At 60.8% G+C, this 13,673-nt stretch carries 15 protein-coding genes and 1 riboswitch; of the genes, 14 read left to right on the top strand and 1 reads right to left on the bottom strand.

Annotation, left to right across the window (positions count from 1 at the left end):
• Positions 1–104 precede the first annotated feature (104 nt).
• From VOY09_RS04850 to VOY09_RS04785, 14 genes are all read left to right on the top strand, one after another.
• On the top strand, positions 105–926 hold the full coding sequence (locus tag VOY09_RS04850) for an ABC transporter permease (protein WP_322893261.1): 822 nt from the start codon (positions 105–107) through the stop codon (positions 924–926).
• Between the two features lie 234 nt (positions 927–1,160).
• A complete protein-coding gene (dnaK, locus tag VOY09_RS04845) occupies positions 1,161–3,065 on the top strand; it encodes a molecular chaperone DnaK (RefSeq protein ID WP_322893260.1) in 1,905 nt (634 codons plus the stop codon).
• Between the two features lie 72 nt (positions 3,066–3,137).
• Positions 3,138–4,286 carry a molecular chaperone DnaJ gene (dnaJ, locus tag VOY09_RS04840; protein ID WP_322893259.1) on the top strand — a complete coding sequence of 383 codons (1,149 nt, stop codon included), beginning with the start codon at positions 3,138–3,140 and terminating at the stop codon, positions 4,284–4,286.
• A gap of 34 nt (positions 4,287–4,320) precedes the next feature.
• Complete coding sequence (gene radC, locus VOY09_RS04835) at positions 4,321–5,064, top strand: RadC family protein (protein ID WP_322893258.1); 744 nt, start codon at positions 4,321–4,323, stop codon at positions 5,062–5,064.
• Positions 5,064–5,195 carry a hypothetical protein gene (locus tag VOY09_RS04830; protein ID WP_322893257.1) on the top strand — a complete coding sequence of 44 codons (132 nt, stop codon included), beginning with the start codon at positions 5,064–5,066 and terminating at the stop codon, positions 5,193–5,195. Before radC ends, VOY09_RS04830 begins: the two co-directional genes overlap by 1 nt.
• A 353-nt stretch (positions 5,196–5,548) precedes the next feature.
• Positions 5,549–5,649: riboswitch (TPP riboswitch) on the top strand.
• A 52-nt stretch (positions 5,650–5,701) separates the two neighbouring features.
• Complete coding sequence (locus tag VOY09_RS04825; RefSeq protein ID WP_322893256.1) at positions 5,702–6,706, top strand: FAD-dependent oxidoreductase; 1,005 nt, start codon at positions 5,702–5,704, stop codon at positions 6,704–6,706.
• Positions 6,696–6,893, top strand: coding sequence for a sulfur carrier protein ThiS (thiS, locus tag VOY09_RS04820; protein WP_322893255.1), 198 nt, complete (start codon positions 6,696–6,698; stop codon positions 6,891–6,893). The genes VOY09_RS04825 and thiS overlap by 11 nt, the downstream gene beginning before the upstream one ends.
• A gap of 4 nt (positions 6,894–6,897) precedes the next feature.
• Positions 6,898–7,659 (top strand): thiazole synthase, encoded by a 762-nt coding sequence (locus VOY09_RS04815; RefSeq protein ID WP_322893254.1) that lies wholly within the window; start codon positions 6,898–6,900, stop codon positions 7,657–7,659.
• The gene (locus VOY09_RS04810) at positions 7,656–8,252 is read left to right on the top strand and encodes a thiamine phosphate synthase (RefSeq protein WP_322893253.1); all 597 of its coding nucleotides are present in this window, start codon (positions 7,656–7,658) and stop codon (positions 8,250–8,252) included. The genes VOY09_RS04815 and VOY09_RS04810 overlap by 4 nt, the downstream gene beginning before the upstream one ends.
• A complete protein-coding gene (locus VOY09_RS04805; protein WP_322893252.1) occupies positions 8,249–9,202 on the top strand; it encodes a HesA/MoeB/ThiF family protein in 954 nt (317 codons plus the stop codon). The genes VOY09_RS04810 and VOY09_RS04805 overlap by 4 nt, the downstream gene beginning before the upstream one ends.
• A 10-nt stretch (positions 9,203–9,212) precedes the next feature.
• Positions 9,213–10,163, top strand: a complete 951-nt coding sequence (locus VOY09_RS04800) for an ABC transporter substrate-binding protein (RefSeq protein WP_322893251.1) — start codon at positions 9,213–9,215, stop codon at positions 10,161–10,163.
• Positions 10,160–10,834, top strand: coding sequence for a TenA family protein (locus VOY09_RS04795; RefSeq protein WP_322893250.1), 675 nt, complete (start codon positions 10,160–10,162; stop codon positions 10,832–10,834). Before VOY09_RS04800 ends, VOY09_RS04795 begins: the two co-directional genes overlap by 4 nt.
• Positions 10,831–11,565 (top strand): ABC transporter ATP-binding protein, encoded by a 735-nt coding sequence (locus tag VOY09_RS04790; protein ID WP_322893249.1) that lies wholly within the window; start codon positions 10,831–10,833, stop codon positions 11,563–11,565. The genes VOY09_RS04795 and VOY09_RS04790 overlap by 4 nt, the downstream gene beginning before the upstream one ends.
• Positions 11,553–12,290 carry an ABC transporter permease gene (locus tag VOY09_RS04785; RefSeq protein ID WP_322893248.1) on the top strand — a complete coding sequence of 246 codons (738 nt, stop codon included), beginning with the start codon at positions 11,553–11,555 and terminating at the stop codon, positions 12,288–12,290. The genes VOY09_RS04790 and VOY09_RS04785 overlap by 13 nt, the downstream gene beginning before the upstream one ends.
• 9 nt (positions 12,291–12,299) lie before the next feature.
• On the opposite strand, the gene cysG is transcribed toward VOY09_RS04785, so the two are convergent.
• Entirely contained in the window at positions 12,300–13,673 is a 1,374-nt protein-coding gene (gene cysG, locus VOY09_RS04780; protein WP_322893247.1) for a siroheme synthase CysG, read from the bottom strand.

Raw genomic sequence — 13,673 nt, 5'->3', positions numbered from 1 at the left:
TATGTAAAAAGTGACATGTTCACTGCGTTATGATTTGCTGTTAAGCGTCCGGCAAGGTTTTGATCCGATAAAGGTGATCAAGCTTCGTTTTTGATAGGTCCTGCATGTTTCGCGCCCCCGATACCAAAACCAAGGCCCGCACGCTCTTTGCCATGGCGGAGGTGATTTATCACTCCATCGTGCGGAATCTGCGCAGCAGTCATCGCAATGCGGTGATCGGTCTGGTTCTGACAATGGTCCAAAGCCTTGTCATGATCATCGCCTTTCTGGTGATGTTCATGCTGTTGGGTGTCAAATCATCGCCGATCCGGGGTGATTTTCTGCTCTTTGTCATGTCCGGCATCTTCATGTTCATGACCCATATCAAAACCGTCTCATCCGTGGCGGGTGGCGGCAGCCCGGTCGCCGCCATGATGCAGCACGCGCCGATGAATACGATCATCGGCATCATTTCAGCCGCGGTATCGACGCTGTATCAGCAGGTGCTGACGATGATGATCATTTTGTCAGTCTATCACATCGCGATCACACCGATCACCATCCATAATCCGGTCGGTGCTTTCGGCATGCTGCTGCTTTCATGGTTTTCCGGTGTCGCGGTGGGCATGTTGTTTCTGGCGCTGAATCCGTGGATTCCCGATCTGGCCGGGCTGATCCGTTCCATGTACATCCGGATCAACATGATCGCCTCGGGCAAGATGTTCGTGGTCAATACGCTGCCCGCGACCATGGTGTCGATCTTCGACTGGAACCCCCTGTTTCACATCATCGACCAAACGCGGGGGTTCGTATTTCTGAACTATAACCCGCATGTCACATCGATCAGCTATCCGATCTATCTGTCGCTGACGCTTATCATGATTGGGCTGATGGGAGAGTTCTACACCCGCAAAAGCGTTTCGGTCAGTTGGTTCGCCAGCAGGTAGCATCCGCGTGGTTCTGCCTTGCGCGGTCCGGTGAGATTGCATGACGCAGGCGAAAAAATCTGCCTGATTTCTTTGTTCCGCGCCGGTGCAGGCGGTTGCAGCCCGCATTTGCTGCCCCTATATACTCGTGGATCGTTGGCCAGACTGCATGTCTTGTCAGCACCATGTAACCTGGCGCGGGTGCCGAAACGGGTTCGCGCTGCTCAAACCGCCTAAAGTAGAGGGATTTGAAAAATGGCCAAAGTGATTGGTATCGACCTTGGGACGACCAACTCTTGTATTGCGATCATGGACGGGTCTAAACCCCGCGTGATCGAAAACGCCGAAGGCGCGCGCACAACGCCGTCTATCGTTGCATTCACGGATGACGAACGTCTTGTCGGCCAGCCCGCCAAGCGTCAGGCCGTAACCAACCCGGAAAACACAATTTTCGCCGTCAAGCGCCTGATCGGGCGTCGTTTTGACGACAGCGACCTTGCCAAAGACAAAAAGAACATGCCGTTCACCGTTGTCGATGGCGGCAATGGCGATGCATGGGTGCAGGCACGTGGTGAGAAATATTCGCCCAGCCAGATCTCTGCCTTCATTCTTGGCAAGATGAAAGAAACCGCCGAAAGCTATCTTGGCGAAGAAGTGACGCAAGCCGTCATCACCGTGCCTGCCTATTTCAATGACGCCCAGCGTCAGGCCACCAAAGACGCGGGCAAGATCGCCGGGTTGGAAGTGCTGCGCATCATCAACGAACCGACAGCTGCGGCGCTGGCCTATGGTCTCGACAAGAAAGAAAGCAAAACCATCGCGGTCTATGACCTTGGTGGCGGTACTTTCGACGTGACCATTCTGGAAATCGATGATGGCCTGTTCGAAGTAAAATCCACCAACGGGGATACATTCCTTGGCGGTGAAGATTTCGACATGCGGATCGTCAATTATCTGGCGGATGAGTTCAAAAAGGAAAACTCGGTCGATCTGACCAAGGACAAGATGGCGCTGCAGCGGCTGAAAGAAGCGGCTGAAAAGGCCAAGATCGAATTGTCCTCGTCCTCCAGCACCGAAATCAACCAGCCCTTCATCTCGATGGGCTCGAACGGCCAGCCTTTGCACATGGTCATGAAACTGACCCGCGCCAAGCTGGAAAGCCTTGTTGGCGATCTGATCAAGGCCTCGCTGAAGCCTTGTCAGGCTGCGATCAAGGATGCTGGCCTGTCCACATCCGACATCGACGAAGTCGTGTTGGTCGGTGGTATGACCCGCATGCCAAAAGTGAAAGAAGAAGTTGCCAAATTCTTTGGCAAAGAACCACATCAGGGCGTGAACCCCGATGAGGTCGTTGCCATGGGTGCCGCCATTCAGGCCGGTGTTCTGCAAGGCGATGTGAAGGATGTGGTCCTGCTCGACGTCACACCGCTGTCTTTGGGCATCGAGACTCTGGGTGGTGTCTTCACCCGCCTGATCGACCGCAACACGACGATCCCGACGAAGAAGTCTCAGGTCTTTTCGACCGCCGAAGACAACCAGAATGCCGTGACTTTGCGTGTGTTCCAGGGCGAACGTGAAATGGCCGCCGACAACAAAATGTTGGGCCAGTTCAACCTTGAAAACATCCCGCCCGCACCGCGCGGCATGCCGCAGATCGAGGTGACCTTCGACATCGACGCCAACGGCATCGTTGAAGTCGGCGCCAAGGACAAAGGCACCGGCAAAGAACAGAAAATCACGATCCAGGCCTCTGGCGGTCTGTCGGATGATGATATCGAAGCGATGGTCAAAGACGCTGAGGCCAATGCCGAGGCTGACAAAGCCCGCCGCGAATTGGTGGAAGCGAAAAACCAGGCTGAAAGCTTGATCCACTCGACCGAAAAATCGATGGAAGAACATGCCGATAAGGTCGATCCAACCACAATCGAAGCGATCGAACTGGCCATTGCCGCGTTGAAAGACGAGCTTGAGGGTGACAATCCCGACAAGATCAAATCCGGCATTCAGAACGTCACCGAATCCGCGATGAAACTGGGTGAAGCCATCTACAAGGCCAGCCAGGAAGAATCAGGTGAGGCCGAGCGTGATGCGCCCGCCGCCGATGACGATATTCTGGATGCAGATTTCGAAGATCTGGATGACGACAAGCGCCGCAAGTAACGGCACGTCCGCAGGAAATGGACCGGCCCCATACCGGGCCGGTCTTTTCCGTTCCCAAAGGGAAAACTGACCATGGCAAAACGCGATTATTACGATGTGCTGGGTATCGCCAAAGGGGCGGATGCAGATGCCATCAAAAAGGCCTATCGGCAAAAGGCCAAAGAACTGCACCCCGACCGCAACGCCGACAATCCCAAGGCGGAAGCGCAGTTCAAAGAAGCCAACGAAGCGTATGAAGTTCTGAAAGACCCCAATAAAAAAGCCGCTTATGACCGTTACGGTCATGCCGCGTTTGAGAATGGCATGGGTGGTGGTGGCGGTCCGCGCCCCGGTGCCGGTGGGCAGGGTGACTTTGCTAGCGCCTTTTCCGATGTCTTCGACGATCTGTTCGGGGATTTCATGGGCGGGCGCGGCGGCGGGCGGCGGAGCGGCCCACAGCGCGGCAGCGACCTGCGCTATAACCTGCGCATCAATCTGGAAGATGCCTTTGCCGGGCTGCAAAAGACGATCACGGTGACCACCGCTGTCGCCTGCGGGTCCTGTCAGGGCAGCGGTGCCGAAGGCGGCTCTGAACCGCAGACCTGCCCGACCTGCAGCGGCATGGGCAAGGTCCGCGCGCAGCAGGGTTTCTTTACCGTCGAACGCACCTGCCCGACCTGCAATGGCATGGGCCAGATCGTCAAGAACCCCTGCAAGACCTGCCACGGCGCGGGACGCGTCGAAAAGGAAAAGTCGCTGTCGGTGAATATCCCCGCAGGCGTCGAAACCGGCACCCGTATCCGGTTGAGCGGTGAGGGTGAAGCCGGCGTGCGCGGTGGCCCGGCGGGCGATCTTTATATCTTTATCGAGGTGAACAGCCACGCGCTGTTTGAACGCGAAGGTGTGAACCTGTTTTGCCGCGTGCCAGTGTCGATTGCGAAGGCGGCCTTGGGTGGCGAAATCGAAGTGCCAACCATCGACGGTGGCCGTAGCCGCGTGAAAGTGCCCGAAGGGTCGCAATCAGGCCGTCAGATGCGCCTGCGCGGCAAAGGCATGCCCGCGCTGCGCGGTGGTGGCAGCGGCGATATGATGATCGAACTGGCCGTCGAAACCCCTGTCAAACTGACAGCGCGGCAGCGCGAAATCCTGAAAGAATTCGACCGGCTGAGCGAGGAAAACAACCCGCAGGGGTCCAGTTTCTTTGACAGCGTCAAATCCTTCTGGGATTCTATGAAGAGTTAACCCTGCGGTAACCTGTGATCCGGCATGATGGGCTATGACCCATTTTGCCGAATCACGCTCCTTGTTTCCTGACACAGATCTCGTGCCACCGATGGCGACGAAACTGCCATCCTATCTGCGCGATCACCGCAAACGGCTGCGCGACAGGTTTCTGGCGGGCGGACAGGCGGCGGTGCCAGATTACGAATTGCTGGAACTGGTGCTGTTCCGCGCGATCCCACGACAGGATGTGAAACCGCTTGCGCGCGCCTTGATCGACCATTTTGGCGATTTCAACCGGGTGCTGTCGGCCAGTGTCACCCAAATCAGCAAGGTGCCGGGGGCCGGACCCGCCGTCGCGCTCGAATTGAAGGTTGTCGAGGCGGCAGCACATAGGCTCGCCCGTGCAAAGGTGATGCAGCGCCATGTCGTGTCCAGCTGGGATGCTTTGCTGAATTATTGCCATACTGTCATGGCGCATCGCGACACCGAACAATTCCGCATCCTGTTTCTGGACACCAAGAATGTGCTGATCGCCGATGAAGAACAGGCCAAAGGCACGCTGGATCACGTGCCGGTCTATCCGCGCGAGGTGGTGAAACGTGCGCTGGAACTGAATGCCGCCTCGATGATTCTGGTGCATAATCACCCCTCCGGTGACCCGACACCATCGCAGGCGGATATCAGCATGACGCGGCAGATCTCTGACGCGGCGCAGGCATTGGGGATGAACGTGCATGATCACCTGATCATCGGCAAATCCTGTGAAATCAGCTTTCGCGCGCAAGGGCTGTTCTGATGTCAGCGCATCGCCGCGATGATGTGTGCAACAGGCGCGTCGACCATCACGATGCTGCCGATATCGGCGCAGCCCGACAATGGCACGGACAATTCATGCAGGACAGGCCTGACGCGGCGGGTGATCTGTAAGAAACGTGCGTGGACGGCCCCGCCCGCAAGTGTCGGGCCGTCGGTGTGACGCCGATCTGCAAGCTCTGATCATCACGCGCAGGCGAGGATATGTTCGGAAAGGTATATATTTCAATGAGGTAAGGATCATCAGCTTGCCTGTCACCAGACGCTGCACAAACCCGCGCTGGCCGGTTCAATCCGGCGTAGAGGCTGACCAGATATGCCCGGATCGCCGATCCGCGTCTTCGCATTGAAAACATGCCGTTGCATAAACCCAGCCTTGGGCCATTGCCTGCTGCCATCCGCACATACCAAATCTGTCGTGCAATCAAGGCGCTTGCCAGCGCGAATTGATTGACCTAGGCTCCTTCCCACAACCGTTGGGGTGCCCCGTTTGGGGCTGAGAGGCGAAAGCTAACCCATCGAACCTGATCCGGATCATACCGGCGTAGGAAACGGTGACCAGCTGCGCATGACGCAAGCGATCCGTCTTCCTGTGTTGGTATCACAACAAGGGGGCGGCAGTGGCTCAGAGCAAGATCAGACGCGCGAAACCCGCGCCGTTGGCCGATGTCACGGTGATCGGCGCGGGTGTGGCAGGGCTTTGCGCGGCTTACAGCTTGTGCAAGGCCGGGCTTACTCCGCGATTAATTGACCGGCATGGCGCACCGGGCGCGCATGGCTGTTCATGGTGGGCCGGGGGCATGCTGGCCCCCTTCTGTGAAGGGGCCGTGGCCGAACCGGCAATCGTGGCCCATGGTACAAAGGCGGCCGCCTTTTGGGCGGAGGTGACGGAGGTGACGCAGCGCGGCTCGCTTGTCATCGCATTGCAACGTGATCAGGGTGAACTGGCGCGTTTTGCACGTCGCACCACGGGGCATGTGCGCGTCGACGATCTGTCCGCGTTGGAACCAGATCTTGCCGCACATCAAACAGCGCTGTTCTTCGCGCAGGAATCCCATCTTGACCCGCGCCGTGCCTTGGCCGATCTGACCCGCGCGCTGACCACGATGGGTGTGGTGATCACCAAGTCCGCAGTTGTGCCGGAAGAGATCAGCGGCCCTGTGATTGACGCGCGCGGCATGGCGGCCGGGCTGCCGGATCTGCGTGCTGTGCGAGGCGAAATGCTGTTGCTGCGTGCCCCGGATATCACACTGTCGCGCCCGTTGCGCCTGCTGCATCCACGCCATCCGCTGTATATCGTCCCGCGCGCAGAGGGGGTGTTCATGCTCGGTGCCACGCAGGTCGAAAGCGCGGACCGGCGCGGCGTGACAGCGCGTGCGGTGCTGGAGTTGCTGGGGGCGGCCTATGCGCTTGACCCGCGGTTTGCTGAGGCGGAATTGCTGGAAACCGGCGCCGATCTGCGTCCGGCCTATCCTGACAATGTGCCGCGCGTCACTGCCAAAGGCCGGGTGCTGCATCTGAACGGGCTGTTCCGCCATGGCTATCTGATGGCCCCGGCACTGGCGGCGCAGGCGACAGATTATCTGATCAATGGAAGCAAGGGGGATCTGGTCCATGCGGATTGAGGTGAATGGTGAAGCGCGCGAGATCACCGGCACGACGGTTGCTGCCGCGTTGGATGATCTGGGCTGGCACGATGCGCGCGTGGCGACGGCGCTGAACGGCCAGTTCGTTCCCAAGGCGGCGCGCGATGCAACCCCGCTGAGCGCAGGTGACCGGCTCGAAGTGCTGGCACCGATGCAGGGGGGCTGAAGACATGCGCAGCTTCTATGGCGTGACATTGGACACCCCGCTGATGCTGGGCACGGCGCAATATCCATCACCCGCAATCATGGCAGAGGCATTCCGCAGGTCTGGCGCATCGGTAGCGACGGTCTCCTTGCGGCGTGAAGGCGGGCAGGGTCAGGCGTTTTGGGACATCATTCGCGGCTTTGGCGTGCATATTCTGCCCAATACGGCAGGCTGCTACAGCGCGCGCGAAGCGATCACCACCGCGCAGATGGCGCGCGAATTGTTCGAGACGAACTGGATCAAGCTGGAGGTGATCGGCCATGCCGACACGCTGCAACCCGATCCGTTTGGTCTGCTGGAGGCGACGCAGGCCTTGGTTGCTGACGGGTTCGCGGTGTTTCCCTATACAACCGAGGATCAGGTGCTGGCCGCGCGCCTGCTGGATGCCGGGGCGCAGGTGCTGATGCCCTGGGGGGCACCCATCGGGTCTGGCCTTGGGCTGAATAACCGTTATGGGCTGCGGGCGCTGCGCGCCGCTTTCCCCGATGTGCCGATGGTGATCGATGCGGGTCTCGGCCTGCCCAGCCATGCGGCGGATGCGATGGAACTGGGCTATGACGCAGTTCTTTTGAACACCGCCGTGGCGCAAGCTGGTGATCCGGTGGCGATGGCGCGCGCCTTTGCGCTGGCGGCGCAGGCAGGTCAGATGGCGCATGGCGCCGATCCGATGGCCCCGCGCGATATGGCCGCCCCTTCAACACCGGTTATTGGAAAGGCGTGGCTATGATCCTGCCCCGGTTCTACCCGATCTTCGATTCACTTGCTTGGCTGGAAAGCGCGCTGCCGCTGGGCGTCAAGCTGGTGCAATTGCGCATCAAGGATGCGCCACAAGATGTATTGCGCCACGAGATCAGCGCCGCTTTGGCGCTGTCGCGTCGCTATGGGGCGACGCTGGTGGTCAATGATCATTGGCAATTGGCCATCGACGCAGGCGCTGATTGGCTGCATCTGGGGCAAGAGGACCTTGATACCGCTGATCTGACGGCGATCCGTCGTGCCGGGCTGCGGCTGGGGATTTCAACGCATGATCATGCGGAACTGGACCGCGCCTTGGCGCTGGCTCCGGATTATATCGCGCTTGGACCGGTCTATCCGACGATCCTGAAACAGATGAAATGGCAGCAGCAGGGATTGGACCGCGTTACGGAATGGAAGCGGCTGATCGGCGACCTCCCGTTATGCGCCATCGGCGGCATGAGCGTGGCGCGCGCGCAGGGAGCATTTGAGGCAGGCGCGGATATCGTTGCGGCAGTGACCGACATCACATTGCACCCTGCACCCGAGGCGCAGATTGGCGAATGGCTGAAGGTCTGCGCATGAGCCGCTATGCCCGCCAGATGATCCTGCCACAGATCGGCGATACCGGTCAGGCCCGGTTGGCTGCCGCCCATATCCTCGTAGTCGGCGCGGGCGGTCTGGGCGTGCCGGTGCTGCAATATCTTACCGGCGCGGGTGTCGGTCAGATCACGCTGGTGGATGGCGATGTCATTGCAGAGCATAATCTGCACCGCCAGCCGCTCTACCGGATGGACCAGATCGGCGAGCCTAAGGCGCAGGCCGCGGCGGATATGCTGACCGCCATGAACCCCGAGGTCAGGATTCGCCCCGTCGTGCAGATGCTTGACCCCGCGAATGCGCCTGCGCTGGTGGCGGCAGCTGATCTGGTGCTGGATTGTGCCGATACATTTGCGGCCAGTCTGACCCTGTCGGATATCTGCCATGCTATGGACAAGCCGCTGATCACCGCATCAGCTCTGGCGCTGTCGGGGTATGTTGCAGGCTGCTGCGGACCGGCACCTAGCTTGCGCGCGGTCTTTCCCGATCTGCCCACGCGGGGCGCGACCTGCGCCACTGCCGGGGTGATGGGGCCGGTTGTGGGAGCAATAGGTGCTTTGCAGGCGCAGATGGCTTTGTCGGTGTTGCTCGGGCTGGCAACATCGCCGCTGGGCCAGTTGATCAGCCTTGATGCCGCGACTTGGCGGATGTCGGGCTTTCGTTTCGACGCGGCACCCGAACCGGACCAGCCTTTGCCTTTCATCGCCCGTAGCCAGATCCGGGCTGATGACCTGCTAATCGACCTGCGCCATGAGACCGCACCGTTCAGCCCGCAGGCCCGGCATATCGCACCCGCAGACATGGGTCATTTTACCCCGCCTGCGGCTGGCCGCGTCGTGCTGGCCTGCACCACAGGTCTGCGCGCGCAGAACGTGGGACAAACCCTGCAAACCCGCTGGACAGGCGATATCGCCTTGCTGGCCCTTCATGACTGAAAGGACAATCATGAAACGTTTCATCGCAACCTTGGCCGTAACGGCGATCTTTGCACTGCCGGCAGCGGCGCAGGACCGGCTGTCAATCATGCTGGACTGGTTCGTGAACCCCGATCACGGGCCGATCATTCTGGCGCAGGAACTGGGATATTTCGATCAAGCCGGGCTGGCCGTCGATATTATCACCCCATCTGACCCCAATGATCCGCCGCGCATGGTCGCTGCCGGTCGTGTCGATCTGGCGGTCAGCTATCAGCCGCAATTGCATCTGAGCCGCCACAGTGATTTGCCGCTGCGCCGGGTCGGCACGTTGATTTCCACACCGCTGACCTGCCTTGTCGTGCTGGCCGACAGCCCGGTGCAGAGCATTGCCGATCTGCGTGGACGCAAAGTCGGTTTTGCCGTCGCGGGTGTGCAAGAGGTGATGCTCAATGCGATGCTGGCGCATCACGATATGGCACCCGGCGATGTCGAACAGATTAATATCGGCTGGTCAATCTCGCCCGCGCTAATGGCGGGACAAGTGGATGGTGTGATCGGTGCTTTCCGCAATTTCGAATTGAACCAATTGCAGATCGAAGGCACCGAAGGCCGCTGTTTTTACCCTGAATCCGAAGGCGTGCCTGCCTATGATGAGCTGATCTATATCGCCAATCCAGACCGGATGGATGCCGATGTCATCACGCGGTTTCTGGACGCAACCGAACGTGCGGCGGGCTATACCCTGAACAACCCCGATCAGGCATGGGATCTATTCGCGGCCACCGCATCGGAACTGCAGACCGACCTGAATCAGCGCGCCTGGGCCGACACATGGCCGCGCTTTGCGACCCGCCCTGCCGCTTTGGATGCCGGGCGCTATGCGCGGTTTGAGGCTTTCCTCGCTGCACATGGCGCAACCGATGGCGGGTTATCCGTGGCCGATCTGGCCATCGACATCACAGCGGTGACGGGACAATGAGCGCGCCGGATTATGGTGCGGCGTTCCGGCTGTGGCGCGTGGCAACGCCCGGATGGCAGGCCTACACGCATCACGCCTTTGTCGAAGGGCTGCGGACAGGCGATCTGCCGCGCGCGCAGTTCCTGCATTATCTGCGGCAGGATTATATTTTCCTGATCCATTTCGCGCGTGCCTGGGCGTTGGCCGTCACGAAGGCCGAGACTTTGGCAGAAATGCAGACCGCCGCCGCGATTATGCAGGCCTTGGTGCGCGATGAAATGCCGTTGCATCTGCGGATCTGCGCCAAGGAGGGGATCAATGCCGCCGCATTGGCAGCTACGCAGGAAGCACCGGCAAATCTGGCCTATACCCGCTATGTGCTGGAAGCAGGCTATTCCGGTGATTTTCTGGATCTGATGGCCGCCCTTGCGCCCTGCGTACTGGGATATGGCGAAATCGGCGCACGTCTGGCAGGCCATGGCGGGCCATATGCCGAATGGATCGAAACCTATGCCGGGACGGAATATCAGGCGCTGTGCCATGACGTCGGCGCGCTGATCGATGACTCGCTGGTGCATCGGCTGAGGCCGGATTGGGCGGATCTGCCACGGTTTACCCGGCTGGCCCGGCATTTTGACATGGCCACCCGGCTGGAAGCCGATTTCTGGCAGATGGGCCTTGCGGGCGGATGACAGCGCTTTGCCTGCAAGGGGATCTGTGGTTGGGCAATGCCTGTCTGATCCGCAATCTGGCACTGGACCTGCCTGCGCGGGGCTGGTCCTGCCTGCTGGGCCGGTCAGGTGTGGGCAAATCCACGATTGCGCGGCTGATTGCAGGGCTGCCCGGAGCCTATCGGCTTGATGGCCGGTTGCAGCCAAGCGACGGTCTGCCGCTGGCAGGCCGCGTGGCGATGCTGGCGCAGGATGCGCCGCTTTTGCCTTGGGCCGATCTGGTGCAGAATGTCACCATCGGCGCGCGACTGCGCGGTCAACGCCCAGACAAGGACCGCGCCCATAGGCTTTTGGCGCAGGTCGGGCTTGCCGGGATGGAGTCCCGCCGCCCCGCCGCCCTGTCCGGCGGGCAACGTCAGCGTGTCGCGCTCGCCCGTATCCTGATCGAGGATTGTCCGGTGGTGGTGCTGGACGAGCCGTTTTCAGCCCTTGATACGGTCACGCGGCTGGCGATGCAGGATCTGGCGGCCAAGCTGCTTGTCGGGCGCAATGTGATCCTGATCACCCATGACCCGCTGGAGGCGGTGCGCCTGTCCGATCGCGCCTGGCTTCTGGGGCCGGATGGTGCGGACCGGCTGGACCTGCCGGAAACGGAGACGCCGCGCGATTATCATGCGACCACGACGCTGGCAGCGCAGGCAAACCTGATGGCCCGGCTGCATCTTTCATCGACGGCCAGATGCGCTGGTTAAGCGCCCCTGCGCCGCGCGCGCTGCTGGCTCTGGGATTTGCGCTGACGCTTTGGCAGATTGTGGTCTGGCTCAGCGGCGTGCCGCATTTTATCCTGCCCAGCCCGGCCCGCGTCGCGGTGAGCCTGTGGGACAATGCACCAGTGTTATGGGACCATGCGCGCTTTACGGCTTTCAATCTGCTGGTCGGTCTGGCGGCCGGGGTTGTGTTTGGCGTTGCGACCGCGCTGAACCTGGCGCTGTCACCGCAGGCACGATTGATGCTGCGGCCGATGCTGATCTTTGCGCAGGCAGTGCCGGTCTTTGCCCTCGCCCCGGTGCTGACGCTGTGGCTGGGCTATGGGGCGGCGTCAAAGATCGTGATTGTGACGCTGGTAATATATTTTCCGATCACGTCGGCATTCTTCGATGGGTTGATGCGCCTGCCGCCGGCCTTGCAGGATCTGGCGCAAATGATGCAGGCTACGCCACTGCGGCGGCTGTTCTTGTTGCAGGTGCCGCAGGCGCTGCCCGCGCTGACATCGGGGTTGCGGCTGGCGGTGGTCTATGCGCCTTTTGCTGTGATCATCGGCGAATGGGTCGGATCGTCGCGCGGACTGGGCTATCTGATGCTGATGGCGAATGGGCGGGGCCAGACGGATCTGATGTTCGCTGCCCTTGTCGTGCTGGCGGCACAGAGCCTGATCCTGTTTGCCATTCTCGAATGGTTTGCAAAAGGCGCGCGCTGAGCACAGCAATCATGCTGCGCACACTGCCTGCGCCACCCTGTTCTTTGGCCAGCGGATGAAGATGATCGCCGGATTTGCGATACCGGCTTGGGTCAAGGTCACAACTAGGCTGTCCAGCGTGCAGGCGATCATTGTCTCGCCTTTGGTGCTGGCATGGCTGACGATGTCGACTTCCAGCGCCATCGGCACACCGGCGCGGCGCAAACTGTCTGTCATGGCAGCGGCCTTTTGAACGCCCATATAGACCGCCAATGTCGTACCGGGTTGCAGCATGGCGGCCCAATCGGGGTCCGGATCGCCCGGCTTGCAAGTCGCGGTGGCCAGCATCACCCGGTCGGTCGCGCCGCGTTCGGTCAGCCCGCGCCCAAGGCTTGCCGCCGCAGCGCTGGCAGCGGTGACGCCCGGCACGATCTCGACCGGAATGCCAGCGGCGCGGGCGGCGGCGCATTCTTCCTCCAGCCGGCCAAAGATCCCCGGATCGCCGGATTTCAGGCGCACAACCTTGCGCCCTTGTTTCGCCGCCGCGACGATCACAGCGTTGATCCTGTCCTGCGGCCAGGCGCAAGCGCCGACCTCTTTGCCGACAAACACCCGTTCGGCATCACGCCGGGCCAGTTCTAGCACAGCGTGGTCGACCAGCCGGTCGTAATAGATCACATCCGCCTCTTGCAGCAGGCGCAGCGCGCGCAGCGTCAACAGATCTGCCGCACCCGGCCCGGCACCCACCAGCGCGATCGCGCCTTGCACCGGGGCGGGACCATCATTGCTCAGCGCTTGCTTCACCAGATTGGCCGCTTCGCGCGCGGCACCGCGCGCCATGGCTTGCCGGGGTGGGCCGCTGAACACCCAATCCCAGAAGAACCGCCGCTCGGACCGGGGGATCGCGCGGGCGACCGCTGGGCGCAGCCGACCAGCCAAAGCGGCCAGATCGCCCAAGGCGGGTTCGAGCAGTGTTTCCATTTGTGATTTGATCTGGCGGGCCAGCACGGGGGCGGTGCCTTCGGTGGAAATCGCCACGACGACCGGATCGCGGTCCACCAGTGACGGCGTGACTGCATCGCAAAGCGCGGGCCGGTCCACGACATTGACCAAAGCGCCTGCTTCTTTGGCCAGCGCATGCACGGCATAATCCAACCCAACACAGCCCGTTGCAACAAAGACCAAGGCGGCGTTGCGGAATAGGTTAATGTTGAGCGTCGTCACCTGTTCGGCGCGCCCTTGCGCAACCAGATCGGCCAGTTCGGGGTCGAGGTCCGGGGCGATGAGCACCAGCCTTGCCTCAGTCTTGAGCATCAACCGCGCCTTTTGCGCAGCTTGTTCACCGCCGCCGACGATCACGACATGGCGACCAGCCATTTGTAGAAACATCGGGAAAGTTTTCAT

Origin of the sequence: Yoonia sp. 67-2, assembly GCF_035117555.1 — a bacterium.
Classification (GTDB): Bacteria; Pseudomonadota; Alphaproteobacteria; order Rhodobacterales; family Rhodobacteraceae; genus Yoonia.
Note: the sequence above shows the minus strand (reverse complement) of the source record. Positions and strands in the feature narration are given on the sequence as shown.

Coding starts and splice junctions, on each gene's coding strand:
- VOY09_RS04815 (WP_322893254.1), top strand. CDS start 6,898: ATGCGCAGCTTCTATGGCGTGACATTGGACACCCCGCTGATGCTGGGC.
- VOY09_RS04810 (WP_322893253.1), top strand. CDS start 7,656: ATGATCCTGCCCCGGTTCTACCCGATCTTCGATTCACTTGCTTGGCTG.
- VOY09_RS04795 (WP_322893250.1), top strand. CDS start 10,160: ATGAGCGCGCCGGATTATGGTGCGGCGTTCCGGCTGTGGCGCGTGGCA.
- VOY09_RS04830 (WP_322893257.1), top strand. CDS start 5,064: ATGTCAGCGCATCGCCGCGATGATGTGTGCAACAGGCGCGTCGACCAT.
- VOY09_RS04790 (WP_322893249.1), top strand. CDS start 10,831: ATGACAGCGCTTTGCCTGCAAGGGGATCTGTGGTTGGGCAATGCCTGT.
- VOY09_RS04800 (WP_322893251.1), top strand. CDS start 9,213: ATGAAACGTTTCATCGCAACCTTGGCCGTAACGGCGATCTTTGCACTG.
- thiS (WP_322893255.1), top strand. CDS start 6,696: ATGCGGATTGAGGTGAATGGTGAAGCGCGCGAGATCACCGGCACGACG.
- VOY09_RS04850 (WP_322893261.1), top strand. CDS start 105: ATGTTTCGCGCCCCCGATACCAAAACCAAGGCCCGCACGCTCTTTGCC.
- VOY09_RS04805 (WP_322893252.1), top strand. CDS start 8,249: ATGAGCCGCTATGCCCGCCAGATGATCCTGCCACAGATCGGCGATACC.
- radC (WP_322893258.1), top strand. CDS start 4,321: ATGACCCATTTTGCCGAATCACGCTCCTTGTTTCCTGACACAGATCTC.
- VOY09_RS04785 (WP_322893248.1), top strand. CDS start 11,553: ATGCGCTGGTTAAGCGCCCCTGCGCCGCGCGCGCTGCTGGCTCTGGGA.
- dnaK (WP_322893260.1), top strand. CDS start 1,161: ATGGCCAAAGTGATTGGTATCGACCTTGGGACGACCAACTCTTGTATT.
- dnaJ (WP_322893259.1), top strand. CDS start 3,138: ATGGCAAAACGCGATTATTACGATGTGCTGGGTATCGCCAAAGGGGCG.
- cysG (WP_322893247.1), bottom strand. CDS start 13,673: ATGAAAACTTTCCCGATGTTTCTACAAATGGCTGGTCGCCATGTCGTG.